This window comes from Pseudomonas sp. S44, assembly GCF_016624805.1.
GTDB classification, from domain to species: Bacteria; Pseudomonadota; Gammaproteobacteria; order Pseudomonadales; family Pseudomonadaceae; genus Aquipseudomonas; species Aquipseudomonas machongensis.
Map to the genome: position 1 here is coordinate 44462 of NZ_JACVTY010000031.1, position 26225 is coordinate 70686.

General features: G+C 62.2%; 23 protein-coding genes and 1 tRNA gene. 18 read left to right on the forward strand and 6 right to left on the reverse strand.

Features of this window, described 5'->3' with window-relative positions; translation table 11 throughout:
* Window positions 1-4: 4 nt before the first annotated feature.
* The 4 genes from IAE40_RS20745 to phhA all read right to left on the reverse strand — a co-directional run bounded on the left by IAE40_RS20745 (window position 5) and on the right by phhA (window position 2893).
* A complete protein-coding gene (locus tag IAE40_RS20745; protein WP_197892939.1) occupies window positions 5-1198 on the reverse strand; it encodes an MFS transporter in 1194 nt (397 codons plus the stop codon).
* 92 nt (window positions 1199-1290) lie between these two features.
* On the reverse strand, window positions 1291-1419 hold the full coding sequence (locus IAE40_RS25840; protein WP_256216352.1) for a hypothetical protein: 129 nt from the start codon (window positions 1417-1419) through the stop codon (window positions 1291-1293).
* Window positions 1420-1711: 292 nt separating this feature from the next.
* The gene (locus IAE40_RS20750; protein WP_054891940.1) at window positions 1712-2068 is read right to left on the reverse strand and encodes a 4a-hydroxytetrahydrobiopterin dehydratase; all 357 of its coding nucleotides are present in this window, start codon (window positions 2066-2068) and stop codon (window positions 1712-1714) included.
* A 39-nt stretch (window positions 2069-2107) separates the two neighbouring features.
* Window positions 2108-2893: a phenylalanine 4-monooxygenase gene (phhA, locus tag IAE40_RS20755; protein ID WP_054891939.1), complete on the reverse strand. Its 786-nt coding sequence runs from the start codon at window positions 2891-2893 to the stop codon at window positions 2108-2110.
* Between the two features lie 254 nt (window positions 2894-3147).
* Here phhA and IAE40_RS20760 point away from each other — a divergent pair, with 254 nt between their 5' ends.
* On the forward strand, window positions 3148-4707 hold the full coding sequence (locus IAE40_RS20760) for a sigma-54-dependent transcriptional regulator (RefSeq protein ID WP_151925555.1): 1560 nt from the start codon (window positions 3148-3150) through the stop codon (window positions 4705-4707).
* 102 nt (window positions 4708-4809) lie between these two features.
* On the opposite strand, the gene IAE40_RS20765 is transcribed toward IAE40_RS20760, so the two are convergent.
* On the reverse strand, window positions 4810-5067 hold the full coding sequence (locus tag IAE40_RS20765) for a DUF2790 domain-containing protein (RefSeq protein ID WP_054891937.1): 258 nt from the start codon (window positions 5065-5067) through the stop codon (window positions 4810-4812).
* Window positions 5068-5482: 415 nt separating this feature from the next.
* Between IAE40_RS20765 and acs the strand changes: the two genes are divergently transcribed.
* From acs to astE, 13 genes are all read left to right on the forward strand, one after another.
* Window positions 5483-7444, forward strand: a complete 1962-nt coding sequence (acs, locus tag IAE40_RS20770) for an acetate--CoA ligase (RefSeq protein WP_054891936.1) — start codon at window positions 5483-5485, stop codon at window positions 7442-7444.
* A gap of 507 nt (window positions 7445-7951) precedes the next feature.
* Entirely contained in the window at window positions 7952-8737 is a 786-nt protein-coding gene (locus IAE40_RS20775; protein ID WP_054891935.1) for an ABC transporter substrate-binding protein, read from the forward strand.
* A gap of 91 nt (window positions 8738-8828) precedes the next feature.
* Window positions 8829-9518, forward strand: coding sequence for an ABC transporter permease (locus IAE40_RS20780; protein ID WP_054891934.1), 690 nt, complete (start codon window positions 8829-8831; stop codon window positions 9516-9518).
* On the forward strand, window positions 9515-10213 hold the full coding sequence (locus tag IAE40_RS20785) for an ABC transporter permease (RefSeq protein ID WP_054891933.1): 699 nt from the start codon (window positions 9515-9517) through the stop codon (window positions 10211-10213). Before IAE40_RS20780 ends, IAE40_RS20785 begins: the two co-directional genes overlap by 4 nt.
* 22 nt (window positions 10214-10235) lie before the next feature.
* Window positions 10236-11000, forward strand: coding sequence for an ABC transporter ATP-binding protein (locus IAE40_RS20790; protein ID WP_054891932.1), 765 nt, complete (start codon window positions 10236-10238; stop codon window positions 10998-11000).
* A gap of 91 nt (window positions 11001-11091) precedes the next feature.
* Window positions 11092-12072 carry a transcriptional regulator ArgR gene (gene argR, locus IAE40_RS20795; RefSeq protein WP_054891931.1) on the forward strand — a complete coding sequence of 327 codons (981 nt, stop codon included), beginning with the start codon at window positions 11092-11094 and terminating at the stop codon, window positions 12070-12072.
* A 338-nt stretch (window positions 12073-12410) separates the two neighbouring features.
* Entirely contained in the window at window positions 12411-13631 is a 1221-nt protein-coding gene (locus tag IAE40_RS20800) for an acetylornithine transaminase (protein WP_153774609.1), read from the forward strand.
* A 146-nt stretch (window positions 13632-13777) separates the two neighbouring features.
* Complete coding sequence (aruF, locus tag IAE40_RS20805) at window positions 13778-14797, forward strand: arginine/ornithine succinyltransferase subunit alpha (protein ID WP_063545713.1); 1020 nt, start codon at window positions 13778-13780, stop codon at window positions 14795-14797.
* 62 nt (window positions 14798-14859) lie between these two features.
* Window positions 14860-15888, forward strand: a complete 1029-nt coding sequence (astA, locus tag IAE40_RS20810; RefSeq protein WP_054891928.1) for an arginine N-succinyltransferase — start codon at window positions 14860-14862, stop codon at window positions 15886-15888.
* On the forward strand, window positions 15885-17351 hold the full coding sequence (gene astD / locus IAE40_RS20815) for a succinylglutamate-semialdehyde dehydrogenase (RefSeq protein ID WP_197892988.1): 1467 nt from the start codon (window positions 15885-15887) through the stop codon (window positions 17349-17351). Before astA ends, astD begins: the two co-directional genes overlap by 4 nt.
* A gap of 22 nt (window positions 17352-17373) precedes the next feature.
* Entirely contained in the window at window positions 17374-18723 is a 1350-nt protein-coding gene (gene astB, locus IAE40_RS20820; protein ID WP_200603783.1) for an N-succinylarginine dihydrolase, read from the forward strand.
* 15 nt (window positions 18724-18738) lie between these two features.
* A complete protein-coding gene (locus IAE40_RS20825) occupies window positions 18739-19029 on the forward strand; it encodes a hypothetical protein (protein ID WP_054891925.1) in 291 nt (96 codons plus the stop codon).
* An 11-nt stretch (window positions 19030-19040) separates the two neighbouring features.
* Entirely contained in the window at window positions 19041-20048 is a 1008-nt protein-coding gene (gene astE, locus IAE40_RS20830; protein ID WP_153774606.1) for a succinylglutamate desuccinylase, read from the forward strand.
* A gap of 4 nt (window positions 20049-20052) precedes the next feature.
* Here the strand turns inward: astE and IAE40_RS20835 are convergent, their stop codons facing one another.
* Window positions 20053-21246: a M91 family zinc metallopeptidase gene (locus tag IAE40_RS20835; RefSeq protein WP_200603784.1), complete on the reverse strand. Its 1194-nt coding sequence runs from the start codon at window positions 21244-21246 to the stop codon at window positions 20053-20055.
* A 354-nt stretch (window positions 21247-21600) separates the two neighbouring features.
* Here IAE40_RS20835 and alaS point away from each other — a divergent pair, with 354 nt between their 5' ends.
* The 4 genes from alaS (at window position 21601) to IAE40_RS20855 (ending at window position 26070) form a co-directional block, all read left to right on the forward strand.
* On the forward strand, window positions 21601-24225 hold the full coding sequence (gene alaS, locus IAE40_RS20840) for an alanine--tRNA ligase (protein WP_200603785.1): 2625 nt from the start codon (window positions 21601-21603) through the stop codon (window positions 24223-24225).
* An 84-nt stretch (window positions 24226-24309) separates the two neighbouring features.
* Window positions 24310-25545: an aspartate kinase gene (locus tag IAE40_RS20845; protein WP_054891921.1), complete on the forward strand. Its 1236-nt coding sequence runs from the start codon at window positions 24310-24312 to the stop codon at window positions 25543-25545.
* Between the two features lie 173 nt (window positions 25546-25718).
* The gene (csrA, locus tag IAE40_RS20850) at window positions 25719-25907 is read left to right on the forward strand and encodes a carbon storage regulator CsrA (protein WP_043209419.1); all 189 of its coding nucleotides are present in this window, start codon (window positions 25719-25721) and stop codon (window positions 25905-25907) included.
* 72 nt (window positions 25908-25979) lie between these two features.
* Window positions 25980-26070: transfer RNA gene (locus IAE40_RS20855), tRNA-Ser, on the forward strand.
* Window positions 26071-26225 lie beyond the last annotated feature (155 nt).

A 26225-nucleotide genomic window follows, 5' to 3' on the forward strand; every position in this document is an offset into this window, starting at 1 on the left:
GCCTTCAACTGTGCAGCTCTCGCCCCAGCCGTGCCTGGCGGTACAGATACAGGCTCAGCACCAGCCCGCAAACCGCCGCACCTGCGGCGAACAGAAAGATCGACCTGAAGCCGAAGCCTGAGGCCACCGCACCGACCAGCGGCCCGGTGATCCCCAGCGACAGATCGATGAACAGCGAATACGCCCCGACCGCAGCCCCGCGGTTGGCTGCCGAAACCTGGTTCACGGCTTCCACTCCCAGTGCCGGGAAGACCAGCGAGAAGCCGAATCCGCTCAGCGCGGCGCCGACCAGGGCCAGCTCGGCGTTGGGTGCCAGCCATAGCATCAGCAGCCCCAGGGTTTCCACCGACAGGCAGGCGATGGCCACGCGAAAGCCGCCGATGCGGTTGATCAGATTGCCGAACAGCAGGCGTGCACAGATGAAGCTGGCGCCGAACAGGCTCAGGGTCAGTGCAGCGTTCGGCCAGTTGCGGCTGGCGTAGTAGAGGGTGATGAAGGTCGCGATGGTGCCGAAACCGATCGACCCCAGCGCCAGCCCCGAACCATGCGGGAATACCTTGCCCAGCACCTGCAGGAAGGGCAGGCGCTTGCCCGCCACCACTGGTGCTGCCTGCTTGGGCCAGGCCAGTGCCAGGCCCAGAATACCCAGCAGGATGACGCTCACGCCCATGCTCCACAGCCCCAGGCCCTTGACCATCAGCACCCCTAGCGGCGCGCCGACGGCCAGCGCGCCATAACTGGCGATGCCGTTCCAGGAGATGACCTTGGCGGTGTGTTCGGCGCCGACGCGGCCGATGCCCCAGCCGATCGAGCCCGAGCCCACGAGGCTCTCCGCGCTGCCCAGCACCAGGCGCCCGATGAGCAGACAACTGAGGCTCAGCCAGGGCAAGTGGGTGAGGAAGCTGCAGGCCAGCATGAACACCCCGCTCAGGCCGCAGCCGAACAGGCCCCACATCACCGCCTTCTTGCTGCCGAGGTTGTCGATGATACGGCTGGCGGTCGGGCGGCTGAGCAGGGTTGCCAGGTACTGGACGCTGATCACCAGGCCCGCGAGTACGGCACTGAAACCCAGGTCGTTGTGCACATAGCCGGGCAGCACGGCGAGGGGGATGCCGATGTTCAGGTAGCCGATGAAGGTGAAGAGAACGATGGAGACGACTTGCAGGGTAACCGCAAGAGGACGCGGTGAGTCGGGCATGGGGGCCTTCAAGGTTCTGGACTGTGTGAAAACGTGATGACGGGGATAACCCGCAGGTCAGCCGTTTTCACACGGTCGGTGGGGATGCGCGGTTATTCCTGATCGGCGCTGGATTGATCGTCACTGTCCTGCGAAGCAGGTGCCGGCTCGGCGGCGTGGGCGGTGACGGTTTGCTCTTCGGGGTTCAGGCTTGGGAAGGGAAGATTCGGGATTTCATGCATCTCGTCGTTCCTCGCAAGTGTGAGTGAAAGGGCAGCGCTTGGCGCGTTGGAAGCTTTTTAAAAGCTGGGGCAGGATACAGCAGTCTGGATGACAGTTTGAGATTTTTCCCTCTCGCTTGTCGGTTTTGCGGGCGAATAGCGGACGGTGTGCGCCTCGGTTTTGCTGTGAATGCATTCGCGGCGGTCCAGCGCCCCGATAAACTCGCACCTGCAGGCAGGTCACTATTCCTGTAGGCGCGGGCTTGTTGGAGCGTGGAGCCGCCGCGAAGAGAACGACGCGATCCAGCTGGCGTTATTTACGCCCTTCAGCCGTCTCAGCGACCTTGTCGGTGCGTGCACACATGATGAAGTCGTTGCGGTGCAGCCCTTTGATCGAGTGGCTCCACCAGGTCACGGTGACCTTGCCCCACTCGGTGAGCAGGCCGGGGTGATGCCCTTCGGCTTCGGCGATTTCGCCGACGGCGTTGGTGAAGGCCAGGGCGTGCTTGAAGTTCTTGAACAGGAACACGCGCTCCAGTTCCATGTGGCCGTCGCGCACTTCCACGCTCCAGTCCGGGATCTCGCGAATCAGTTCGGCCAGCTCTTGGTCGCTGACCTTCGGCGCGTCAGCACGGCAGGCTTCGCAGTGGGCTTGGTTCAAGGCATTCATGGAGGTTTTCCGCTTTCGAGTTGTTGTCGGCAAGACGGCTCAGGCCGCCTTGGGTGGGAATTTCGGCGCGTGCAGGCCCAACTGCATGGCGTGCTGGACCATGCCCATGATGTCCTCGTGGGCCAGATCGAACAGGCGCTTCATGTTCGGCAGGACGAAGTACACCGGCTGCAGGATATCGATACGGTAGGGCGTACGCATGGCTTCGATCGGATCGAAGGTTTGGTGTTCGGGTTCGCTGGACAGGCTGTAGACCGTCTCCTTGGGCGAGGAGAGGATGCCGCCGCCATAGATCTTGCGGCCCTGGGCGGTTTCCATGAGGCCGAACTCGATGGTCATCCAGTACAGGCGCGCCAGGTACACCCGTTGTTCCTTGGTCGCCGCCAGGCCGAGCTTGCCATAGGTATGGGTGAATTCGGCGAACCAAGGGTTGGTCAGCAGCGGGCAGTGGCCGAAGATCTCGTGGAAGATGTCCGGTTCCTGCAGGTAGTCCAGTTCTTCCGGGGTGCGGATGAAAGTGGCGACCGGGAAGCGCTTGCTGGCCAGCAGTTCGAAGAAGGTCTGGAAGGGGATCAGCGCCGGCACGCGAGCGACCTGCCAGCCTGTGGTGGCGCCCAGCACCTTGTTGACTTCGCCCAGTTGCGGAATGCGGTCATGGGGCAGCTTGAGCTGGTCGATGCCGTCCAGGTACTCCTGGCATGCGCGGCCCTCGATCACTTTCAACTGGCGGGTGATCAGGGTGTTCCACACCGCATGCTCTTGCTGCGGGTAGTCGATAAAACCCTGCGCATCGGGCTCGCGGGCCACGTATTGCGTCTGTTTCATGGAGCTCTCCTGGTGAGGGCTTTCTTGTTATGTGGGACTTGCCCTAGGAATAGCCTTACGCAGGCGGTTTTGCACGGGTCGATCTGCGGGGTGACAAGGAAGGAATGGGGTGTTCCTGTAACGATAATTTTACAAATAGAGGGTTGCCCCGAAAAATCAAGGGTATCAGGCTGGCAGTTAAGGTATTTTTGTCAGCTTATCTTTACGAATTTTCTGCGCGCCGATGAATAAAGTCGGTTGCCTCGGGGCCTTTCATGCGTATCAAAGTCCACTGCCAGAACCGCATCGGCATCCTGCGCGACATCCTCAACCTGTTGGTGGAGTACGGTATCAACGTGTTGCGTGGCGAGGTCGGCGGCGATCACGGCAACGCCATCTATTTGCATTGCCCGAACCTGATCAACCTGCAGTTCCAGGCCTTGCGTCCAAAATTCGAAGCCATCGCCGGGGTATTCGGGGTCAAGCGCGTCGGCTTGATGCCCAGCGAGCGGCGGCACATGGAACTCAATGCGTTGCTAGGGGCGCTGGAGTTTCCGGTGTTGTCGGTCGACATGGGAGGCAGCATCGTTGCAGCCAACCGTGCCGCGGCGCAGTTGCTCGGGGTACGGGTCGACGAGGTGCCGGGGTTGCCGCTGGCGCGCTATGTCGAGGATTTCGACCTTCCGGAACTGGTGCGGGCCAACCAGTCGCGGATCAACGGGTTGCGCATCAAGGTCAAGGGTGATGTGTTCCTGGCCGATATCGCGCCCTTGCAGTCCGAACATGACGACAGCGAAGCCCTGGCCGGCGCGGTGCTGACCCTGCATCGCGCCGATCGCATCGGCGAGCGTATCTACAACGTTCGCAAGCAGGAGCTGCGTGGTTTCGACAGCATCTTCCAGAGTTCACGGGTGATGGCCTCGGTCGTGCGCGAGGCGCGGCGCATGGCGCCGCTGGATGCGCCGTTGCTGATCGAGGGCGAAACCGGCACTGGCAAGGAATTGCTGGCCCGTGCCTGTCACCTGGCCAGCCCGCGTGGCCAGGCACCGCTGATGGCGCTCAACTGCGCGGGGTTGCCGGAGTCAATGGCCGAGACCGAGCTGTTCGGCTACGGCCCGGGTGCGTTCGAGGGCGCGCGGGCCGAGGGCAAGCTCGGGCTGCTGGAGTTGACCGCGGGCGGCACGCTGTTTCTGGATGGGGTAGGGGAGATGAGCCCGCGCCTGCAGGTCAAGCTGCTGCGCTTTCTGCAGGACGGCTGCTTTCGCCGGGTCGGCAGCGACGAGGAGGTCTATCTCGATGTGCGGGTGATCTGCGCCACCCAGGTCGACCTGTCGGAGCTGTGCGCGCGGGGCGAGTTCCGCCAGGACCTCTATCACCGGCTCAACGTGCTGTCGTTGCACATTCCGCCACTGCGTGAGTGCATGGATGGGCTGGAGGGGCTGGCGCAGCACTTCCTCGACCAGGCCAGTCGGCAGATCGGTTGTGCATTGCCTCGCCTGGCGCCGGCGGCGATGGACAAGTTGAGTCAATATCACTGGCCGGGCAATGTCCGGCAACTGGAAAACGTATTGTTCCAGGCCGTGTCGTTATGCGAGGGCGGTGTGGTCAAGGGCGAACATATTCGTTTGCCGGATTATGGTGCGCGACAACCCTTGGGTGAATTTTCGCTGGAAGGGGAACTTGCGCAGATCGTCGGTCGCTTTGAAAAAGCGGTATTGGAAAGTTTGATGGCGGAGTTTCCAAGTAGTCGGGCACTGGGGAAAAGGCTGGGTGTTTCCCATACCACGATTGCCAACAAGTTGCGGGAGTATGCGTTGGGCAAGTCGGTGGATTGATGAAGGTTCAGGTAAAGAATATTTAATCGGCGGTGTTGTTTTCGCGGGCAAGCCCGCTCCCACGGAGATGTCGAGAGCGGACGAAGGGAGCGGGCCGTGGCGTTAGCCGTTGGAGCAACCGTTGCCCATCACGCGGTATTCGAGAATGTGCTTCTGGCCCTTGGAGTCTTCGTAGGTCATGCGTGCCGGCACCACTTCGCAGACATTCGGGACTTCGCTCATGGACAGCACCTTGGCGATGTCCAGGTGTTGCGAGTAACTGTACTGTTCAACCGGAATCTGCTCGGCGTTCGTTGCAACATCGTCGGCCATTGCCGCGCTGCAAACACTGCCAAGTACCAATACCAGTAAAGCTTTCATTTTCAATTTACCTGTCTAAGGTCGTGAAGGGGCACGCGGCACTTATGGCGCCGCGAGTACATCCAGAATTTTACTGTTGAATTAGAGCGGGATTAACGTGCCTTCGTGGGGGCTGTTACAAGAAGTTAATCGCCTTGCCGTTGCTGGCGAGATGAATTCTAGGAGTGTGCTTCGAATTGAAAAAGATCTGGTTTTGATAAAGTTTTTCGGGCTTTTGACAGAATCGGTAACAATCACGGGTACGAACGTACCGAATTCTTCAGTGATGGCCTGGGGCTCCGCGGGCTAGAGCGCCTTGATGAAATTTCGCCGCGGCGCATGCTGTTCGTTACTACCAACGTCGAATGGTCATGGTCGCTCTGGTACAGTTAAAACCGTCTCATACAAAAACAACTATTACACCGAGGTAACACAGATGAGTGCGGCTCCACTGTATCCCGTTCGTCCCGAGGTTGCGGCAAACACCCTGACCGACGAGGCCACCTACAAGGCCATGTACCAGCAATCGGTGATCAACCCGGACGGTTTCTGGCGCGAGCAGGCCCAGCGCCTGGACTGGATCAAGCCCTTCACCAAGGTCAAGCAGACCTCGTTCGACGACCACCATGTCGATATCAAATGGTTCGCCGACGGCACTCTCAACGTTTCCTACAACTGCCTGGATCGTCACCTCGAAGAGCGCGGCGACCAACTGGCGATCATCTGGGAAGGCGATGACCCTTCCGAACACCGCAACATCACCTATCGCGAGCTGCACGAGCAGGTCTGCAAGTTCGCCAACGCCCTGCGTGGCCAGGACGTGCACCGTGGCGATGTGGTGACCATCTACATGCCGATGATCCCGGAAGCCGTGGTGGCGATGCTGGCCTGTGCCCGCATCGGTGCCATCCACTCCGTGGTATTCGGCGGCTTCTCTCCTGAAGCGCTGGCCGGGCGCATCATCGACTGCAAGTCCAAGGTCGTCATCACCGCCGACGAAGGCCTGCGTGGCGGCCGCCGCACGCCGCTCAAGGCCAACGTCGATCTGGCGCTGACCAACCCTGAAACCAACAGTGTGCAGAAGATCATCGTGTGCAAGCGCACCGGTGGTGACATCGCCTGGCACCAGCATCGCGACATCTGGTACGAAGACCTGATGAAGGTCGCCTCCAGCCATTGCGCCCCCAAAGAGATGGGGGCCGAGGAAGCACTGTTCATCCTCTATACCTCCGGCTCCACCGGCAAGCCCAAAGGCGTGCTGCACACCACGGGCGGCTATCTGGTCTATGCCGCGCTCACCCACGAGCGCGTGTTCGACTACCGTCAGGGCGAGGTCTACTGGTGCACCGCCGACGTGGGCTGGGTCACCGGTCACAGCTATATCGTCTATGGCCCGCTGGCCAATGGCGCGACCACCCTGCTGTTCGAGGGCGTGCCGAACTACCCGGACATCACCCGCGTGTCGAAAATCGTCGACAAGCACAAGGTCAACATTCTCTACACCGCGCCAACCGCCATCCGCGCGATGATGGCCGAAGGTCAGGCGGCGGTCGCCGGTGCCGATGGCTCGAGCCTGCGCCTGCTCGGTTCGGTGGGTGAGCCGATCAACCCCGAGGCATGGAACTGGTACTACAAGACCGTCGGCAAGGAGCGCTGCCCGATCGTCGACACCTGGTGGCAGACCGAGACCGGCGGCATCCTGATCAGCCCGCTGCCGGGCGCCACCGGCCTCAAGCCGGGCTCGGCAACCCGTCCGTTCTTCGGCGTGGTACCGGCACTGGTGGACAACCTGGGTAACCTGATCGAGGGCGCGGCCGAGGGCAACCTGGTGATCCTCGACTCGTGGCCGGGCCAGTCGCGCTCGCTGTATGGCGATCACGACCGCTTCGTCGACACCTACTTCAAGACCTTCCGTGGCATGTATTTCACCGGAGACGGTGCGCGCCGCGACGAAGATGGCTACTACTGGATCACCGGTCGGGTGGACGATGTGCTCAACGTTTCGGGGCACCGCATGGGGACGGCCGAGATCGAAAGCGCGATGGTCGCCCACTCCAAGGTCGCCGAGGCCGCGGTGGTAGGTGTGCCGCACGACATCAAGGGGCAGGGCATCTATGTCTACGTCACCCTCAATGCCGGCGAGGAGTCCAGTGAGCAATTGCGCCAGGAGCTGAAGAACTGGGTGCGCAAGGAGATCGGCCCGATCGCCTCGCCGGATGTCATCCAGTGGGCGCCAGGCTTGCCCAAGACTCGCTCGGGCAAGATCATGCGGCGTATCCTGCGCAAGATCGCCACGGGTGAGTACGATGCGCTGGGCGATATCTCCACGCTCGCCGACCCGGGTGTGGTGCAGCACCTGATCGACACGCACAAGGCCATGAACCTGGCGACCGCGTGATGATGCTTTGGGGGTAGGCTGCCTTGCCCCGCGCCTTGCAACCAGACCCCGCCGGTAATCGGCGGGGTTTTTGCATTCTGTTACCCGACATTCATCGGTAACCCGCTGCTGTCACCGTGATTGCACTCAAACGGGGCCAAGGGAAACATTTCTGTGCCTTCAGGGTGCGATCCTGTAGCCGTTTTTTGCAGCCTTGCACCCTGCACTTGCCGGATTACAAGGCTTTGCCAATAATAGGCCCGCTTATTGCTTCGTCTAAAGGTTGTTTTCCTTTTGCGCTTGCATGTTTCGCAAGAGCTGTCAATATCGCCGCCCGCAGCTTCAGGCGCTTCTGTACGTAGTTGTCGCTTTGAAGAAATATCGACTACCGGGCTGTCGTTAAAATGCCACTCACTCGCTCGTGGTCTGCGACCTTGGTCGAACCCTGCGCGGCTCGCGTTGTACTCATTCGCATATCCGGCAATCGTGTCCCTGCCTGGTATTGCCCCGTACCGATGGAGTTACCTGATGAAGAAGCTTGCACTGCTTGGCGCCCTGGCGCTGTCTGTGTTTTCCCTGGTCTCGCAGGCCGACGAGAAGCCGTTGAAGATCGGTATCGAAGCCGCTTACCCACCCTTCGCCTTCAAGCAGCCTGATGGCAGCATCGCCGGTTTCGACTACGACATCGGCAACGCCCTGTGCGAAGAGATGAAAGCCAAGTGCACCTGGGTCGAGCAGGAGTTCGATGGCCTGATCCCGGCGCTGAAGGTGCGCAAGATCGACGCCATCCTGTCGTCGATGTCGATCACCGATGATCGCAAGAAGTCCGTCGACTTCACCAAGCGCTACTACCTGACTCCAGCCCGTCTGGTGATGAAGGAAGGCTCCACCGTCAGCGACAGCCTCGACGAGCTCAAGGGCAAGAAGATCGGTGTACAGCGCGGCTCTATCCACGACCGCTTCGCCAAGGAAGTGCTGGCACCTAAGGGCGCCACCGTCGTGCCTTACGGCACCCAGAACGAAATCTACCTGGATGTCGCCGCCGGTCGCCTCGATGGCACCGTGGCCGATGCCACTCTGCTCGAAGACGGCTTCCTGAAAACCGACGCCGGCAAGGGCTTCGCCTTCGTCGGCCCGTCGTTCACCGACGTGAAGTACTTCGGTGACGGCGTCGGCATTGCCGTGCGCAAGGGCGACAAGGCCAACGCCGATCGCATCAACGCTGCCATCGACGCCATCCGCGCCAACGGCAAGTACAAAGAGATCGAGAAGAAGTACTTCAACTTCGACATCTACGGCCCAGAGTCGAACTAAATCGTCGAGTTTCACCTGTGCAATGGTGCAAACAGCAGAATCTCTGAGGTTTGCACCATTTTTCATTCCCAAGTCCTGAGGAATCCCAATCATGTTGAAAGGCTACGGGGCAGTCATCCTCGAGGGGGCGTGGCTGACGTTGCAGCTCGCCCTGTCGTCGATGGCCCTGGCCATCGTTCTGGGCCTGATCGGCGTGGCCTTGCGGCTGTCGCCGGTGCGCTGGCTGGCCTGGCTGGGCGACCTGTACTCCACGGTGATCCGTGGCATTCCGGACCTGGTGCTCATCCTGCTGATCTTCTACGGCGGCCAGGACATCATCAACCGGGTCGCGCCACTGGTCGGCTACGATGACTACATCGACCTGAACCCGATGATCGCCGGTATCGGCACGCTGGGCTTCATCTTTGGTGCCTACCTGTCGGAAACCTTCCGCGGCGCCTTCCTCGGCATTCCCAAGGGGCAGGCCGAAGCGGGCGCGGCCTATGGCATGAGCAGCCGCCAGGTATTCTTCCGCATCATGGTGCCGCAGATGATCCGCCTGGCCATTCCCGGCTTCACCAACAACTGGCTGGTGCTGACCAAGGCCACTGCGCTGATTTCCGTGGTCGGTCTGCAGGACATGATGTTCAAGGCCAAGCAGGCGGCGGATGCCACCCGCGAACCCTTCACCTTCTTCCTGGCGGTGGCGGCGCTGTACCTGGTGCTGACCAGCGTTTCGCTGCTGGCGTTGAAGTATCTCGAGAAGCGCTACTCGGTGGGCGTAAAGGCGGCTGAACTATGATCTTCGACTACAACGTCATCTGGGAGGCCATGCCGCTGTACATCGGCGGTTTGCTGACCACCCTCAAGCTGCTGGCGCTGTCGCTGTTCTTCGGCCTGCTGGCGGCCATTCCGCTGGGGTTGATGCGGGTGTCGAAGCAGCCGCTGGTAAACCTGATCGCGTGGCTCTACACCTATGTGATCCGTGGCACGCCGATGCTGGTGCAACTGTTCCTGATCTACTACGGCCTGGCCCAGTTCGAGGCGGTGCGCGAGAGCATCTTCTGGCCGTGGCTGTCGAGTGCGACCTTCTGCGCCTGCCTGGCGTTCGCCATCAACACCAGCGCCTACACCGCCGAAATCATCGCCGGCAGCCTCAAGGCCACGCCTCATGGCGAGATCGAGGCAGCCAAGGCCATGGGCATGTCGCGCTTCAAGATGTACCGCCGCATCCTGCTGCCTTCGGCCATGCGCCGGGCGCTGCCGCAGTACAGCAACGAAGTGATCATGATGCTGCAGACCACCAGCCTGGCGTCGATCGTGACCCTGATCGACATCACCGGTGCTGCGCGCACGGTCAATGCCCAGTACTACCTGCCTTTCGAGGCCTACATCACGGCGGGCGTGTTCTACCTGTGCCTGACCTTCATCCTCGTGCGCCTGTTCAAGATGGCCGAACGTCGCTGGCTCAGCTACCTGGCGCCGCGCAAGCACTGACCGCTCTGTGAGAATCGACAGCATGTACAAACTCCAAGTCCAAGACCTGCACAAGCGCTACGGCAGCCACGAGGTGCTCAAGGGCGTCTCGCTCGAAGCCAAGGCAGGCGATGTGATCAGCATCATCGGCTCGAGCGGTTCGGGCAAATCCACCTTCTTGCGCTGCATCAACCTGCTTGAGCAGCCGCATGCCGGCAAGATCCTCCTCAACAACGAGGAGCTCAAGCTGGTCGCCGGCAAGGACGGCGCGCTCAAGGCTGCCGACCCCAAGCAGCTGCAGCGCATGCGTTCGCGCCTGTCGATGGTGTTCCAGCATTTCAACCTGTGGGCGCACATGACTGCACTCGAGAACATCATCGAGGCGCCGGTGCATGTGCTGGGCATGAACAAGAAGGAGGCGCTGGAAAAGGCCGAGCACTACCTGGCCAAGGTGGGTGTGGCGCATCGCAAGGATGCTTTCCCCGGGCACATGTCCGGCGGTGAGCAGCAGCGCGTGGCGATCGCTCGCGCCCTGGCCATGGAGCCTGAGGTGATGCTGTTCGACGAGCCGACTTCGGCGCTCGATCCTGAGCTGGTGGGCGATGTGCTGAAGGTCATGCAGTCGTTGGCCCAGGAAGGCCGCACCATGGTGGTGGTCACGCATGAAATGGGCTTTGCCCGCGAGGTCTCCAACCAACTGGTGTTCCTGCACAAGGGGTTGGTCGAGGAGCGGGGTAATCCGCGTGAGGTGCTGGTCAATCCGCAATCCGAGCGTCTCAAGCAGTTTCTCTCTGGCAGCCTGAAGTAAAAGCTGCACTCCTGCACCAGAATAGGGCATGCTGCGCAGCGAGCGCGGCATGACCCGTGCCTCACTCGACTTCAGGTTTCGGACCTAGCCTATGACCACCCAGCGAATCGGATTTCTTATCTGGCCCGGCACCAAGCCGCTGACCCTGGCCCTTGCCGAGGAAGTGCTGCAGGTGGCGCAGCGGGTGCATCCTGATGTGGTCTACGAGCTGGCGTACCTGCAGGCCGAGCCTGCCGAAGCGGGCGCCTGGCGCCTGCCGGGCGAGCCCTGGAACGGTCGGCTGGAGGGCTTCCAGAAGCTTCTGGTGCTCGCTGACGAGCCGCCGCTGGCGGTGGGTTCGGCGCTGTCGGCGGCGCTCAAGCACCTGGCCCGCAGTGGCTGCATGATTGGTGGGTTGTCGGCGGGCGTGTACCCGTTGGCCTTGCTGGGCCTGCTCGACGGTTACCGGGCGGCGGTGCACTGGCGCTGGCAGGACGACTTTGCAGAGCGTTTCCCCAAGGTGATCGCCACCAGTCATCTGTTCGACTGGGATCGCGACCGCCTGACTGCCTGTGGTGGCATGGCGGTGACCGACCTGCTGCTGGCGGTGCTGGCCCGTGATCACGGGGCAGAGTTGGCCGGCGCGGTGTCCGAGGAACTGGTGGTCGAGCGCATTCGTGAAGGCGGGGAGCGTCAGCGTATCCCGTTGCAGAATCGTCTGGGCTCCAGCCACCCCAAGCTGACCCAGGCCGTGCTGTTGATGGAGGCCAACATCGAGGAGCCGCTGACCACCGACGAGATCGCCCAGCATGTCTGTGTCTCGCGCCGACAGTTGGAGCGGATCTTCAAGCAGTACCTCAATCGCGTGCCCAGCCAGTACTATCTGGAGCTGCGCCTGAACAAGGCGCGGCAGATGCTGATGCAGACCAGCAAGTCGATCATCCAGATCGGCTTGTCGTGCGGGTTCTCATCCGGGCCGCATTTCTCCAGCGCCTACCGCAATTTCTTCGGCGCCACGCCGCGGGAAGACCGCAACCAGCGGCGCAGCAGCAGCCCGTTCGAGTTGAGTTCGGCGCCGGCCGAGCGCGGTTGAGGTCGGGGCGAGTCCGCTTCCATAGCTGCCCCACTGATTCTGAGTTCGCCGGGGTAGCTGTGGGAGCGGGCTTGCCCCGCGATAGGGCCGCCGCGGGCGCCTCCCTCTCCTGTGAACACCCGTTCTCCCAATTTGCCCAACCCTCTCCCCGCCACCCCGTCAGCCCGTTACACTGCGCGATTGCGACAGTGTTTGTCGCATTGCCGAAAACCCAGGTAAAACAGGGGTTGGCGCTGTAACAAGTTGTCGCCTGGCAGCAAGGACAGGCGCCGATCAGTCCTTACAATCCCCCCATCGCTCGCCACTTTCAGGCCAGCGTTCCTCTTCAGGAGACTCAGATGTCCGTTGAGCAAGCCCCGGTGCAGCGTGCCGATTTCGACCAGGTCATGGTTCCCAACTACTCCCCGGCGGCCTTCATTCCTGTTCGAGGCGAGGGCTCCCGCGTCTGGGACCAGTCGGGCCGCGAACTCATCGACTTCGCCGGCGGCATTGCGGTGAACGCCCTGGGTCATTGCCACCCGGCACTGGTCAAGGCGCTGACCGAACAGGCCAACACTCTGTGGCACGTGTCCAACGTCTTCACCAACGAGCCGGCCCTGCGCCTGGCGCACAAGCTGGTGGATGCCACCTTTGCCGACCGTGCTTTCTTCTGCAACTCCGGCGCCGAAGCCAACGAGGCCGCCTTCAAGCTGGCCCGTCGTGTCGGGCATGACCGCTTCGGCCCGGAAAAGCACGAGATCATCGCCACCGTGAACAGCTTCCACGGTCGCACCCTGTTCACCGTCAGCGTCGGTGGCCAGCCCAAGTACTCCGACGGTTTCGGACCCAAGATCACCGGCATCAGCCATGTCCCGTACAACGACCTGGAAGCGCTGAAGGCACAGATCTCCGACAAGACCTGCGCCGTAGTGATCGAGCCGATCCAGGGCGAGAGCGGGGTGGTGCCGGCCGACAAGACCTACCTGGAAGGTGCGCGCAAACTGTGTGACGAGCACAACGCCCTGCTGATCTTCGATGAAGTACAGACGGGCGTCGGCCGTACCGGATCGCTGTACGCCTACCAGCACTACGGCGTGACCCCGGATATCCTGACCAGCGCCAAGAGCCTGGGCGGTGGCTTCCCGATCGGTGCCATGCTGACCACCACCGAGCTGGCCAAGCACCTGGCCGTTGGCACCCACGGCACCACCTATGGCGGCAACCCGCTGGGTTGCGCCGTCGCCTGTGCGGTGCTGGACGTGGTCAACACCCCCGAGACGCTGGCCGGCATCAAGACCAAGCACGCGCGTTTCAAGACCCGTCTGGAGAAGATCGGCCAGGACACTGGCCTGTTCACCCAGGTGCGTGGCGTCGGCCTGCTGATCGGCTGTGTGCTGAGCGAGGCCTGGAAAGGCAAGGCCAAGGACATCCTCAATGCCGCCGAGAAAGAAGGCGTGATGGTGCTGCAGGCCGGTCCTGACGTCGTGCGCTTCGCGCCGAGCCTGGTGGTCGAGGACGCTGACATCGACGAGGGCCTGGACCGCTTCGAGCGCGCTGTGGCCAAGCTGACCCAGGGCTGATCGCCCTGCGGTCCCATCGCCGGGGCGGATCGTACTGCGCCGGCGATACCTGAATTCCAGTGCGGGTGCCTGCTTGTGCAAGCAAGGGTGTGCCCGCCGTTCTTCCGTGCCGACCGGGTCGGCCCGTATTCCAAAGGAGTGACACCATGCTGGTGATGCGCCCCGCGCAAATGGCGGATCTGAATGAAGTGCAGCGCATGGCTGCCGACAGCCCCATTGGTGTCACCTCGCTGCCCGATGACGCGGGCCGCCTGGGCGACAAGATCGCCGCCTCGGAAACCTCCTTCGCTGCCGAGGTGAGCTTCAACGGAGAAGAGAGCTATTTCTTCGTGCTTGAAGACAGCACCTCCGGCAAGCTCGCCGGCTGTTCGGCCATCGTCGCCTCGGCCGGCTATTCCGAGCCGTTCTACAGCTTTCGCAACGAAACCTTCGTGCACGCTTCGCGCGAGCTGAAGATCCACAACAAGATCCACGTTCTGTCGCTGTGCCACGACCTGACCGGCAACAGCCTGCTGACCAGCTTCTACGTATTGCCCGAGCTGGTGAACAGCGGCTTCGCCGAGCTCAATTCGCGCGGTCGCCTGCTGTTCATGGCCTCGCATCCCGAGCGTTTTGCCGACTCGGTGGTGACCGAGATCGTCGGCTACAGCGACGATCAGGGCGAGTCACCGTTCTGGGACGCCATCGGGCGCAACTTCTTCGACCTCAACTACGCCGACGCCGAGCGCCTGTGTGGGCTGAAGAGCCGGACCTTCCTCGCCGAACTGATGCCGCACTACCCGATCTACGTGCCGTTACTGCACGACGAAGCCCAGGAAGCCATGGGCCAGGTGCACCCGCGCGCGCAGATCACCTTCGACATCCTGATGCGCGAGGGTTTCGAGACCGAGCACTACATCGACATCTTCGACGGTGGCCCGACCTTGCATGCACGCACTTCGGCGATCCGCTCGATTGCCCAGAGCCGCGTGGTGCCGGTCAGGATTGACGACACGCCAGTCAAGGGCGGGCGCCCGTACCTGGTGTGCAACGGCCAGTTGCAGGACTACCGCGCCGTGCTGCTGGAACTGGACTGGGTGCCGGGCAAGCCAGTGGCACTGAGCAATGAAGCTGCCGACGCCCTGGGCGTCGGTGAAGGTGGCAACGTCCGTCTGGTTGCCGCCTGAGCCTGCGCGAAGCTGGCAAGCGCGATTCGCGGCAGGCAGAGGCCGCCGCACAAGGAGATAGCATGATCGTTCGTCCTGTACGCAGCAGCGATTTACCCGCGCTGATCGAATTGGCCCGCAGCACCGGTACCACCGGGCTGACCACGCTTCCTGCCAACGAGGAGCGACTGGCCCGCCGTGTCGGCTGGGCCGAGAAGAGCTTCAGTGGCGAAGCCGAGCGCGGCGACACCGACTACCTGTTCGTGCTGGAGAACGACGAAGGCCTGGTGGTCGGCATCAGCGCCATCGCCGGCGCCGTCGGTTTGCGCGAGCCTTGGTACAACTATCGGGTCGGCCTGACGGTCAGCGCCTCGCAGGAACTGAACATCTACCGCGAGATCCCGACCCTGTTCCTGGCCAACGACCTGACCGGCAACTCCGAGCTGTGCTCGCTGTTCCTGCGCAGTGACTACCGCAGCGGGCGCAATGGGCACCTGCTGTCGAAGTCGCGCATGCTGTTCATCGCCGAATTCCCTGACCTGTTCGGCAAGAAGATCATCGCCGAGATGCGTGGCATGTCCGACGCTGCCGGTCGTTCGCCGTTCTGGGAAAGCCTGGGCCGTCACTTCTTCAAGATGGAATTCAGCCAGGCCGACTACCTCACCGGTGTGGGCAACAAATCGTTCATCGCCGAGCTGATGCCCAAGTTCCCGCTGTACACCTGTTTCCTGTCGGAGGCTGCGCGCAGCGTCATCGGGCGTGTGCACACCGACACCGAGCCTGCGCTGGCGATGCTCAAGCGCGAAGGTTTCAACTATCAAGGCTACGTCGACATCTTCGATGCCGGCCCGGCAATCGAATGCGAGACCGCGAAGATCCGAGCCGTGCGCGAGAGTGAAACCCTGGTGCTGGCGGTCGGTACGCCGGGGGACGACGCCACGCCTTACATCATCCACAACCGCAAGCGCGAAGATTGCCGTATTACCGCAGCGCCTGCGCGTCTGGCGGCCGGGACATTGGTCGTCGATCCGCAGACCGCCAAGCGCCTGCGCCTGGGCGTTGGCGATAACGTTCGCGCCGTGCCGCTGACTGCACCCCGGGAGACCCAATAATGACCACGCATTACATCGCCGGAAACTGGCAGGCCGGCCAGGGTGACGCCCTGCAATCGCTCGACCCGGTCAGCCAGGCCGTGGTCTGGCAAGGGCAGGGCGCGGCGCCTGCTCAGGTCGAAGCTGCTGTGCAGGCGGCGCGCAATGCCTTTCCGGCCTGGGCGCAACTGAGCCTGGAGGCGCGCATCGCCGTGCTCGAAGGCTTCGCTGACCAGCTCAAGGCCAACGCCGACGAACTGGCCCGCTGCATCGGTGAGGAAACCGGCAAGCCCTTGTGGGAGTCGGCCACCGAAGTCACCAGCATGGTCAACAAGGTAGCGATCTCGGTGCAGAGCTACCGCGAGCGTACCGGCGAGAAGAGCGGCCCGCTGGCCGACGCGACCGCCGTGTTGCGCCACAAGCCGCATGGCGTGGTGGCGGTGTTCGGCCCCTATAACTTCCCTGGTCACTTGCCTAACGGCCATATCGTGCCGGCGCTGCTGGCTGGCAACTGTGTAGTGTTCAAGCCCAGCGAGCTGACCCCCAAGGTCGCCGAGCTGACGGTCAAGTGCTGGATCGCCGCCGGGTTGCCGAGCGGTGTGCTCAACCTGGTGCAAGGCGCCCGTGAAACCGGTGTCGCTCTGGCGGCCAACCCGGGCATAGATGGTCTGTTCTTCACCGGTTCCAGCCGCACCGGCAACCTGCTGCACCAGCAGTTCGCCGGTCGCCCGGACAAGATCCTGGCGCTGGAAATGGGCGGCAACAATCCGCTGGTGGTCGATGAGGTCAAGGATCTGGATGCTGCGGTCTACACCATCATCCAGTCGGCGTTCATTTCGGCCGGGCAGCGTTGCACCTGTGCGCGCCGTCTTCTGGTGCCGCACGGCGCCTGGGGTGACAAGCTGCTTGCGCGCCTGGTCGAGGTCAGTCGCAGCATCAGCGTCGGAGCCTTCGATCAGCAACCGACGCCGTTCATGGGCTCGGTGATTTCGCTGCAGGCTGCCGCTGCCTTGCTGGCTGCACAGTCCGAACTGCTGGCCAAGGGGGCGCAGGCGCTGCTGGAAATGACCCAGCCAAAGGCCGGCGCGGCCTTGTTGACGCCAGGCATCCTCGATGTGTCGGCAGTTGCCGACCGGCCCGACGAAGAGTTCTTCGGCCCACTGCTGCAGGTGATTCGCTACAGCGACTTCGATGCCGCGATCGATGAGGCCAACAACACCCGGTATGGCCTGGCGGCCGGGTTGCTGTCCGACTCGCGCGCTCGCTACCAGTACTTCTGGTTGCGCAGCCGCGCCGGCATCGTCAACTGGAACAAGCAACTCACCGGCGCCGCCAGCAGCGCACCGTTCGGTGGCGTGGGGGCCAGTGGCAATCACCGGGCCAGTGCCTATTACGCGGCGGACTACTGCGCCTACCCCGTGGCCTCGCTGGAGACCGCCAGCCTTGCCCTGCCGGCGACCCTGACGCCGGGCGTCACCCTATAACAACAGGTCTCGGAGCTAGCCGATGAAATCCTATGAAGTGAATTTTGATGGCCTGGTGGGGCCAACCCACAACTACGGCGGCCTCTCGTACGGCAACGTGGCCTCCCAGAGCAACAGCCAGCAGTGCTCCAATCCGCGAGAAGCGGCACGCCAGGGCCTGGCAAAAATGAAAGCCCTGATGGAGATGGGCTTCAAGCAAGGTGTGCTGGCCCCGCAGGAGCGCCCGGATGTGACTGCCCTGCGCCGCCTGGGCTTCACCGGCAGCGACGCCGAGGTGATCCGCCGCGCCGCCAAGGAGGCCATGCCGCTGCTCGTCGCCAGTTGCTCGGCCTCGAGCATGTGGGTGGCCAACGCCGCCACCGTCAGCCCCAGCGCCGACACGGCGGATGGGCGGGTGCATTTCACTGCAGCCAACCTCAACTGCAAGTACCACCGCAGCATCGAACACCCGACCACCAGTCGCGTGCTGGCGGCGATGTTCGCTGACGAGCAGCATTTCGCCCATCACGCGGCATTGCCGGCAGTGGCCCAGTTCGGCGACGAGGGTGCGGCCAATCACACGCGCTTCTGCCGTGCGTACGGCGAGTCGGGCGTGGAGTTCTTCGTCTATGGTCGCAGCGCCTTCGACGCGCGCTACCCGTCGCCACAGAAGTATCCGGCGCGCCAGACCCTCGAGGCCTCCCAGGCCGTGGCGCGGTTGCATGGCCTTGGCGAGGAAGGTGTGGTCTACGCTCAACAGAACCCTGCGGTGATCGATCAGGGGGTGTTCCACAACGACGTGATTTCGGTGGGTAACGGCGAGGTGCTTTTCTACCACGAGGACGCCTTCCTCGAGACCGACACGGTGCTTGGCCAGCTGCAGGCTAAACTGGCTGCAAAGGGCGGTAACTTCCAGGCCATCCGCGTGCCGCGTTCGGCAGTGACGGTGGAGGACGCGGTGCGGTCCTACCTGTTCAACAGCCAGTTGCTGTCGCGCGACGACGGTTCCATGCTGCTGGTGGTACCTGAGGAGTGCCGCAACAACGAGCGGGTGTGGAGTTACCTGAACCAGCTGACCGGCCAGCAGGGTGTGGTGAAGGAGGTCAAGGTGTTCGACCTCAAGCAGAGCATGCAGAACGGCGGAGGCCCGGCCTGTCTGCGCTTGCGCGTGGCCCTGAAAGAAACGGAACTGGCGGCGGTCAATCAAGGCGTTATCATGACCGCCCCGCTGTACGACACCCTGGTGCAGTGGGTCGACAAGCACTACCGCGACCGTCTGGGCGAAGCTGATCTTGCCGACCCGCAATTGCTGGACGAATGCCGTACGGCACTGGATGAGTTGACCCAGATCCTGAAGTTGGGTTCGGTCTATCCGTTCCAACGCCAACCTTGATAGAGAGAATTTGCAATGTCCGACGCCCTGCGCCTGATCCTGGAAGATGAAGACGGCACCCAGCTGGAAACCTCCTGCACCCGCTTTGCGGTGGTCTGGCAAGGCAAGGAGGTGTGGATCCAGCAGGATGGCCGCGGTCAACTGCTGATCGGTGTCGATGTCGAGGAAGACGATACCGAGTACGCCAACCTGCTGCTGCGCCCAATGGCCACCAACCTGGTCAGCCTGCAGCTGGAGATGGAGCCTGCCGAGGTCGGTGAAGACGACGATCACGTGCACGGTCCGGATTGCGGTCATCACCACTAAGGAAATGCCCTATGCTCGCCCTCGGTAAACTGCTTGAGCTGACCCTGACCGATCACGAACCGGCCGAGAAGACCCAAGTGACCCCCAAGGGCGTGCGTTTGCGCTGGTTGGGGGAGGGCGCGCTGGAGGTGCGTCCGGCCGAGAGCGAAGATTGTGGGCTCGACCTGTTGTTGTCGGCCGGCATCCACGGCAACGAGACCGCGCCGATCGAGTTGCTGGAGCGGCTGCTGCATGGTGTGGCCAACGGCCAGATCAAGCCGCGTGCCAGGGTGTTGTTCCTGTTCGGCAACCCTGCGGCGATTCGCAAGGGCGAGCGCTTCATCGAGCAGGACATCAATCGCCTGTTCAACGGTCGTCACGAGCTTTCCAGTGGTTTCGAGGCGCTGCGCGCCGCGGAGCTCGAGCAGTTTGCCCGGGTGTTCTTCAGCAAGCCCGAGCGTACTCGCCTGCATTACGACCTGCACACGGCCATTCGCGGTTCGAAGATCGAGCAGTTCGCCCTGTACCCGTTCAAGGAAGGCCGCAAGCATTCACGCCGCGAACTGGCCCGCCTGGCGGCCGCCGGCATGGAGGCGGTGCTGTTGCAGAGCAAGTCGTCGATCACCTTCAGTGCCTTCACCTACGAACAACTCGACGCCGAAGCCTTCACCCTGGAGCTGGGCAAGGCCCGTCCTTTCGGGCAGAACGAACAGGTCAATCTCGATAAGCTGGAGCAGCGGCTTGTCCAGCTCATCGAGGGTACCGAGCCAGAGATCGGGCCCAGCCTCGATGGCCTGAAGCTGTTCAGCGTCGCCCGGGAAATCATCAAGCACAGCGACAGCTTCCACCTGCATTTGCCGGCGGATATCGAGAATTTTTCCGAGCTCAGCAAGGGCTATCTGCTGGCCGAGGACCTGGCCGAAACACGCTGGGTCGTGGAAGAGGAGGGGGCACGTATCATTTTCCCCAACCCCAAGGTCAGGAATGGCTTGCGGGCAGGGATTCTGATCGTGCCGGATTCCGGGCAGCGCCTGGAGTAGGGGTTCAGGGGTACGTCAGCCTGGGTGGTAGGCCCAGTTCGTGTCGCAAGGCATTTTCGTTGAACGGCGCAGGATTGGTGTCGGTGTCGGGCGTGCTTGGATCGTCGTCGAAATCGAACAGGGAGCCCGGGTTTTCTAGCCCGACAGCCAAGCGCTCGGAGTTGTCGTTCACGCTTCCGGTCGCGAAGTTCCAGACGTGACAGAGCTCGTGGTAGAGCATCACCAGTGATGGTGCGTCACGCCTGTGGGCCAGCGGGTTATAGCCGATTTTGCAGTTCAGGATGCGATCGCCTCGCACGCCGTTTCGGATTGTCGGATCGCCTTGGGCGGGATCAAATCCAGCATAAGCATTGTCCAGTTCCGGGATCGGCGTGATGGCGACCTTCACCTTGTGCGCCACCAACTGTTCCAGAAGCCCCGAGGCACTCGGGCTGGCCCGCAGCATCACCAACTGGCGCCTGACTTTGTCGGTGTATGCGGGATCACCCTGGATATCGAAGGTGTCGAGGTATTGCGCTGGTAGCTGCGCATCGTGTGCCTCGTAGAGCAGTGGTGCGCTGAAACCGTCCTCGACGAGAATGCTGCTGGCGTTGCCGTAGAGTCGATCGTCCAGTGGCCCTGTGGACAGGCGATTGTGGCCGGCAAAGGCCTCGATGGTCGCATTGCCCGCATTGACCCTGACGACGTCGTCGCCAGCGCCGGCATACAACGTGCTGTGGGCAGCGGCGCTGTGCAGGGCGTCGTTGCCCTTGCCGCCATCGATTTCTGCTTGCCGAACCCCTTCTACCACGACGTGGTCATCGCCGGCCCCGGCGTCAATGAGCACCGAGCCGGCATTCAGGGGCTGGCCATCAGGAGGCAATTGGCCCTCGATCCGGATTCTGTCGTTGCCCTCGCCGGTCTCGATCACGATGCGGCTGTCGAGGGTGGACTCGACGAATACGTTGTCGTCGCCGGCGCCAGTACGAATATGCAGCATCTCTGTTTTTGCCAGGGCCAGCGTGTAGCGGGTAGCTTCGATGCGCAGCACGATGCCTTCGGGGCTTGGATGAACCGACAGTTCGGTGTCTGGGGCCAGTGCTTCGATCAGCAGCGTGTTGTCATGGCGAGTGATCGCCAGTGGGCCGCTTCTGTATGGCAGTTGCTGTGTCAGCACAAGGCCGGAAGGGGCGTGGATCTTGAGGTCTTCGGGCGCCATGGGCGTCTCCTTTCGTAGGGGAGGCTGCATTCTGGCGTTCGCTCGGTGGTTCCAGTGGTACTCCTGTACCGCCTGAATGGTCAGCATGAGGCGGATGACAGGGATTTAATTTGCCGCCTATTCCCTTTTCCTTTCCCCTGGGCGGTAATTGGCTTGTCAGTGACGAAAGCTCCGATTTAGCATCCGCTCATGTCGTTTTTGCCTGTTTGCAGCGGAAAAACTGTCCGTTTGCCGGTTTCCATCGCATAAACACACTGCACCTCGATTGCAGGACCGATATAATGCGGCCCTTTGCCGTCGTTTCGTCGATCCGACGCGTTAGCCAAAACGGCCGCCGTTTCCGTGGAAGAACCTATGAAAAGCGCAGAAATCCGTGAAGCCTTCCTTCGCTTCTTCGAAGAGCAGGGACATACCCGAGTCGCCTCCAGTTCGCTGATCCCGAACAACGACCCAACCCTGCTGTTCACCAACGCAGGCATGAACCAGTTCAAGGACTGCTTCCTGGGCGCCGAGAAGCGCGCCTACACGCGCGCTGTCAGCAGCCAGAAGTGCGTGCGCGCCGGTGGCAAGCACAACGACCTGGAAAACGTCGGCTATACCGCGCGTCACCACACTTTCTTCGAGATGCTGGGCAACTTCAGCTTCGGTGACTACTTCAAGCGCGACGCGATCACCTTCGCCTGGACCTTCCTGACCTCCGACAAGTGGTTGAACCTGCCCAAGGAGAAGCTCTGGGTCACCGTCTACGCCAGCGACGACGAAGCCTACGACATCTGGACCAAGGAAGTCGGCGTGCCGGCCGAGCGCATGGTGCGCATTGGTGACAACAAAGGCGCCCCGTACGCTTCCGACAACTTCTGGACCATGGGTGATACCGGCCCTTGCGGTCCGTGCACCGAGATCTTCTACGACCACGGCGCCGACATCTGGGGTGGCCCACCCGGCTCGCCGGAAGAAGACGGCGACCGCTACATCGAGATCTGGAACAACGTCTTCATGCAGTTCAACCGCACTGCCGACGGTGTCCTGCACCCGTTGCCCGCCCCGTCGGTGGACACCGGCATGGGCCTTGAACGCATCAGTGCGGTGATGCAGCACGTGCACTCGAACTACGAGATCGACCTGTTCCAGAGTCTGCTCGATGCCGCAGCCCAGGCCATCGGTTGCCGTAACGAAGCGCAGTCGTCGCTGAAAGTGGTCGCCGACCACATCCGTTCCTGCGGCTTCCTGATCGCCGACGGCGTACTGCCTTCCAACGAAGGCCGTGGCTATGTGCTGCGCCGCATCATTCGTCGCGCCTGCCGCCACGGCAACAAACTTGGCGCCAAGGGCAGCTTCTTCCACAAGGTCGTGGCCGCACTGGTCAGCGAGATGGGTGAAGCCTTCCCCGAGCTCAAGAGCCAGCAGGCGCACATCGAGCGCGTGCTCAAGACCGAAGAAGAGCAGTTCGCCAAGACTCTCGAGCAGGGCCTGCGCATCCTCGAACAGGACCTGGCGCAGCTGCAGGGCAAGGTCGTGCCGGGCGACGTGGTGTTCAAGCTGTACGACACCTATGGCTTCCCCATGGACCTGACGGCCGACATCGCCCGCGAGCGTGAGCTGACCATCGACGAAGCCGGCTTCGAGCGCGAGATGGACGCCCAGCGCGAGCGCGCCCGCTCGGCCAGCGCCTTTGGCATGGACTACAACAGCCTGGTCAAGGTCGATACCGCCACCGATTTTCTCGGATACAGCAGCACCGAAGGTCAGGGCAAGATCATCGCCCTGTACAAGGATGGCCAGTCGCTCGATCAGTTGGGTGAAGGCGAGGAGGGCGTGGTCGTCCTGGATCGCACGCCGTTCTACGCCGAATCCGGCGGCCAGGTCGGTGACAGTGGCTACCTGCAGGCTGGCGCTGCGCGCTTCGATGTGCGCGACACCACCAAGACCGGTGGTGCATTCCTGCACCACGGTGTGGTGGCCAGCGGCGCGCTGCTGATTGGCGCCCCGGTCGAAGCCCGCGTGGATGCCGACGTGCAGCACGCCACTTCGCTGAACCACTCCGCGACCCACCTGCTGCACGCTGCACTGCGTGAAGTGCTGGGCGAGCACGTCCAGCAGAAGGGCTCGTTGGTCGACAGCCAGCGCCTGCGCTTTGACTTCAGCCACTTCGAGGCTGTGACGCCTGCGCAGATCAAGGCACTCGAAGACATCGTAAACCGCGAAGTGCGCAAGAACTCCGCGGTCGAAACCATCGAGACCGATATCGAGACCGCCAAGCGCAAAGGCGCCATGGCGCTGTTCGGTGAGAAATACGGCGACACCGTGCGCGTGCTGAGCATGGGCGGCGATTTTTCGGTAGAGCTGTGCGGCGGCATCCACGCCAAGCGCACCGGCGATATCAGCCTGTTCAAGATTATCAGTGAAGGTGGCGTAGCCTCCGGTGTGCGTCGTATCGAGGCGATCACCGGTGCTGCGGCGCTGGCCTACCTGAACGCTGCCGAAGAGCAGGTCAAGGAAGCGGCGCAACTGGTCAAGGGTAACCGCGACAACCTGATCGACAAGCTGTCGGCTGTGCTCGAGCGCAACCGTCAGCTGGAGAAGCAGCTCGAGCAGCTGCAGGCCAAGGCCGCCAGCGCCGCAGGGGACGATCTCTCCAGTGCGGCCGTTGAGGTCAAGGGTGCCAAGGTGCTTGCCGCTCGCCTGGATGGGCAGGATGGCAAGGCGCTGCTGGCGCTCGTCGATCAGCTGAAGAACAAGCTCGGCCATGCAGTGATCCTGCTGGGCAGCGAGCATGAGGGCAAGGTCGTGCTGGTGGCCGGCGTGACCAAAGACCTCTCCAGCCAACTCAAGGCTGGCGACCTGATGAAGCAGGCCGCTGCGGCGGTGGGCGGAAAGGGCGGTGGTCGTCCGGACATGGCCCAGGGTGGTGGCGTCGACGTCGCTGCGCTGGATCAGGCCCTGGCACTGGCCGTGCCGTTCGCCGAGCAGGGGCTTTGAGATGACGCGCCCCGCAGTCTGGTTGCGGGGCGCGTCAGGAAGGATTGTTTACTGGGTGCCCTTCGTGGGCTGAGGCACTTTGAAATGGCGTTGATCGTACAGAAATTTGGCGGCACCTCCGTTGGCTCTATCGAGCGGATCGAGCAGGTGGCCGACAAGGTCAAGAAACACCGCGAGGCAGGCGATGACCTGGTGGTTGTGCTGTCGGCCATGAGCGGGGAAACCAACCGCTTGATCGACCTGGCCAAGCAGGTGTCCGATCAGCTGGTTCCGCGTGAACTGGATGTGATCGTCTCGACCGGCGAGCAGGTGACCATTGCGCTGCTGGCCATGGCGCTGATCAAGCGTGGCGTGCCGGCGGTGTCCTACACCGGCAACCAGGTGCGCATCCTGACCGACAGCGCGCACAACAAGGCGCGCATCCTGCAGATCGATGACCAGAAGATCCGCGCCGACCTCAAGGCTGGCACCGTGGTCGTGGTCGCAGGTTTCCAGGGCGTCGACGAGCACGGCAACATCACCACCCTCGGGCGTGGTGGCTCCGACACGACCGGTGTTGCCCTGGCGGCAGCGCTGGGGGCCGATGAATGCCAGATCTACACCGATGTCGATGGCGTCTATACCACCGATCCACGTGTGGTACCGCAGGCCCGTCGCCTGGAGAAGATCACCTTTGAAGAGATGCTGGAAATGGCCAGCCTCGGTTCCAAGGTGCTGCAGATCCGTTCGGTGGAGTTCGCCGGCAAATACAACGTTCCGCTGCGCGTGCTGCACAGCTTCAAGGAGGGTCCGGGTACCCTCATTACCATCGATGAAGAGGAATCCATGGAACAGCCGATCATTTCCGGTATCGCCTTCAACCGTGATGAGGCCAAGCTGACCATTCGTGGCGTACCGGACACCCCGGGCGTTGCTTTCAAGATCCTCGGCCCGATCAGCGCCGCGAACATCGAAGTCGACATGATCGTGCAGAACGTCTCGCACGATAACACCACCGACTTCACCTTCACCGTGCACCGCAACGAGTACGAAAAGGCTCTGAGCGTGCTGGAGAACACCGCTCGTGAAATCGGTGCCCGTGAAGTGATCGGCGATACCAAGATCGCCAAGGTGTCGATCGTTGGCGTCGGCATGCGCTCCCACGCGGGCGTGGCCAGCCGTATGTTCGAGGCCCTGGCCAAGGAGAGCATCAACATCCAGATGATCTCTACTTCCGAGATCAAGGTGTCGGTGGTGATCGAAGAGAAGTACCTGGAGCTGGCCGTACGCGCGCTGCACACCGCGTTCGAGCTCGATGCGCCTGCCCGACAGAGCGAGTGACGCATTGCCCCGGGGGGCGCGGCTTTGGCCGCGCCCTTCGCGTTTCTGGCTGTCATGCGGGTTACTGTCCTTTCCTGCCTGACAGCCGATAAGGAGGGCTGGGCCTTCGTCCCGACCAGCCCTCTGTTTCCAACAGACTGTTGTCCCTGAATGAACTGCGTGAGGAGAAAGCTATGTTGATTCTGACTCGTCGGTGCGCCGAGAGCCTGATCATTGGTGATGGTGAGATCACCGTGACGGTCCTGGGTGTCAAAGGCAACCAGGTACGAATCGGTGTGAGTGCCCCTAAGGAAGTGGCTGTTCACCGCGAGGAAATCTACCTGCGGATCAAGAAAGAGAAGGACGAAGAACCAACCCTTTAATTTTTTTGAAGTTTTTTTCAAAAAAGGGTTTGCAAACGGGGAGGGGTCTGGTTAATATACGCCCCGTGTTGCGGTGAGGTGGCCGAGTGGCCGAAGGCGCTCCCCTGCTAAGGGAGTATACCTCATAAGGGTATCGGGGGTTCGAATCCCCCCTTCACCGCCATTCTTCGTGTAGGGCGCTGTAACTGGTCAAAATGCTTAAGTCGTTGAAATTAAACGAAAAAGTACTTGGCAAAACGGTTTAGCGAACTATAATGCGCGGCAAGACACGGACTCATAGCTCAGCTGGATAGAGTACTCGGCTACGAACCGAGCGGT